This is a genomic window from Ruegeria sp. CL5 (assembly GCF_056536485.1).
Genome location: NZ_JBQFPS010000030.1, coordinates 1 through 2,798, shown reverse-complemented (window position 1 = coordinate 2,798; position 2,798 = coordinate 1). Strand labels below are relative to the sequence as shown.

The window sequence follows — 2,798 nt, the reverse complement described above, 5'->3', positions numbered from 1 at the left end:
CCCAATGAGCTATAAATCCGATATTGAGATTGCCCGTGAGGCAAACAAGAAGCCGATTCAGGAGATCGGTGCCAAGCTGGGCATTTCCAGTGATGATCTGCTGCCCTACGGCCACGACAAGGCGAAAGTCAGTCAGGATTTCATCAATTCGGTTCAGGACCGTGAAGATGGCAAGCTGATCCTGGTCACGGCGATCAACCCGACCCCTGCGGGTGAAGGCAAGACGACCACCACCGTTGGTCTGGGCGATGGCCTGAACCGCATCGGCAAGAACGCGATGATCTGTATCCGCGAAGCCTCGCTTGGCCCGAACTTCGGCATGAAGGGCGGCGCTGCGGGTGGCGGTTACGCGCAGGTTGTTCCGATGGAAGAGATGAACCTGCACTTCACCGGTGACTTCCACGCGATTACTTCGGCCCACTCGCTGCTGTCGGCAATGATCGACAACCACATCTATTGGGGCAACGAGTGCGAGATCGACACGCGCCGCGTCGCATGGCGCCGTGTGGTCGATATGAATGACCGCGCCCTGCGTCAGATCACGGCGTCGCTGGGCGGTGTGTCGAACGGTTTCCCGCGTGAAGCTGGCTTTGACATTACCGTGGCTTCAGAAGTCATGGCGATCCTGTGTCTGGCAAACGACCTGAAGGATCTGGAAAAGCGTCTAGGCGACATCATCGTAGCTTACCGCCGTGACAAGACCCCGGTTTACTGCCGCGACATCAAGGCCGAAGGCGCAATGACCGTGCTGCTGAAAGACGCGATGCAGCCGAACCTGGTGCAGACGCTGGAAAACAACCCGGCCTTTGTTCACGGTGGGCCGTTCGCAAACATCGCGCATGGCTGTAACTCGGTCATCGCCACCAAGACCGCTCTGAAAGTGGCTGACTATGTCGTTACTGAAGCGGGCTTTGGTGCTGACCTAGGTGCCGAGAAGTTCATGAACATCAAGTGCCGCAAGGCGGGCATTGCTCCGTCGGCTGTTGTTCTAGTTGCCACCGTGCGCGCAATGAAGATGAACGGCGGCGTTGCCAAGGCCGATCTAGGTGCGGAAAACGTTGACGCTGTGAAATCGGGCTGTGCCAACCTCGGCCGTCACATCGAAAACGTGAAATCCTTCGGTGTGCCGGTTGTTGTCGCCATCAACCACTTTGTCACTGACACCGATGCCGAAGTACAGGCGGTCAGCGACTATTGCGGCGAACATGGCGTCGAGGCGGTTTTGTCGCGCCACTGGGAGCTGGGCTCGGAAGGCTCGGCGCCGCTGGCCGAGAAGGTTGTCGAGATCGTCGAAGGCGGCAGCGCCAACTTCTCGCCGATTTACCCCGACGACATGCCACTGTTTGAGAAGATCGAAACCATCGCCAAGCGCATCTATCGCGCGGATGAGGTGCTGGCCGACAACAAGATCCGTAACCAGCTGAAAGAATGGGAAGAGGCAGGCTATGGTAATCTGCCGGTCTGCATGGCGAAAACACAGTATTCGTTCTCGACCGACCCGACCCTGCGCGGCGCGCCCACCGGCCACTCGGTTCCGGTGCGTGAGGTCCGCCTGTCCGCCGGTGCCGGTTTCATCGTGGTTGTCTGCGGTGAGATCATGACCATGCCCGGTCTGCCGCGCAAGCCGGCCGCGGAAACCATATGCCTCAATGACGCAGGTGAGATCGAGGGCTTGTTCTAAGCCGCCGAATAAGACATCTCGTGGTCCGGGGAATTCCCGGGCCATGAGGAGACAAACATGCCCACTCTGACACCTCCAAAAGACTGCCACTCAATGCGGGAGTTGCGGGTTCAGATCGACAAGCTGGATCGGCAGCTGATCGAGATGTTGGTGGCGCGTGCAGGTTACATCGACCGCGCATCCGCGCTGAAGCCGGGCGAGGGCTTGCCTGCACGTATTCCGGAGCGTGTCGAGGATGTGGTGCAAAAAGTGCGTATGAATTCGGACGAGCTGGGTATGGATCCTGACCTTGCCGAAAAACTATGGCGCACCTTGATTGATTGGTCGATTGCGCGCGAAGAACGCGTGCTCGGCCCCGACTGAATGACCGGGCGCTTTGTGCGCCCGATCCGTTTTTTGAAAGAAGGGATCAAAGGATGGTAGCTCAAGTCATCGACGGTAAGGCCTTTGCCGCCAAAGTGCGCGCGCAGGTGGCTGACCAGGTTGCGAAACTGAAGGAAGAAAACGGCATCACACCGGGTCTGGCGGTGGTTCTGGTGGGCGAGGATCCGGCCAGTCAGGTCTATGTCCGCTCGAAGGGAAAAATGACCGTTGAAGTCGGTATGAACTCATACGAGCACAAACTGGATGCAGACACCTCCGAAGAAGACCTTCTGGCGCTGATCGACAAGCTGAACAATGATCCGGCAGTGCATGGTATTCTGGTGCAGTTGCCTCTGCCCAAGCACCTGAATGAGGATCTGGTGATCAACTCGATTGATCCGGTGAAAGATGTAGACGGGTTCCATATCTCGAATGTCGGCCTGCTGGGTACGGGTCAGAAATCGATGGTGCCCTGCACGCCGCTGGGCTGCCTGATGATGCTGCGCGACCACCATGGCTCTCTGTCGGGCATGGATGCTGTTGTAATTGGCCGCTCGAATATTGTGGGCAAGCCGATGGCGCAGTTGCTGCTGGGCGACAGCTGCACCGTGACCATCGCGCATAGCCGCACCAAGGACCTGCCCGACGTGGTGCGCCGCGCCGACATCGTCGTCGCCGCCGTGGGCCGCCCCGAGATGGTGCCGGGTGACTGGATCAAGGAAGGCGCGACCGTAATCGACGTGGGCATCAACCG

Annotated in this window: 3 protein-coding genes; all 3 read left to right on the top strand. The window is 58.8% G+C overall.

Annotated elements, in window-relative coordinates:
* Nucleotides 1-4 precede the first annotated feature (4 nt).
* Complete coding sequence (locus ACR0IU_RS22235) at nucleotides 5-1,681, top strand: formate--tetrahydrofolate ligase (protein WP_260023057.1); 1,677 nt, start codon at nucleotides 5-7, stop codon at nucleotides 1,679-1,681.
* A gap of 57 nt (nucleotides 1,682-1,738) precedes the next feature.
* Nucleotides 1,739-2,044 (top strand): chorismate mutase, encoded by a 306-nt coding sequence (locus tag ACR0IU_RS22230; protein ID WP_010442824.1) that lies wholly within the window; start codon nucleotides 1,739-1,741, stop codon nucleotides 2,042-2,044.
* Nucleotides 2,045-2,097: 53 nt separating this feature from the next.
* On the top strand, nucleotides 2,098-2,798 hold a 701-nt coding region (gene folD / locus ACR0IU_RS22225), incomplete at its 3' end, for a bifunctional methylenetetrahydrofolate dehydrogenase/methenyltetrahydrofolate cyclohydrolase FolD (RefSeq protein WP_480717783.1).

What these genes read in the sequence shown, in the direction of transcription:
- ACR0IU_RS22230 (WP_010442824.1), top strand. Translation starts at nt 1,739, where the DNA reads ATGCCCACTCTGACACCTCCAAAAGACTGCCACTCAATGCGGGAGTTG.
- ACR0IU_RS22235 (WP_260023057.1), top strand. Translation starts at nt 5, where the DNA reads ATGAGCTATAAATCCGATATTGAGATTGCCCGTGAGGCAAACAAGAAG.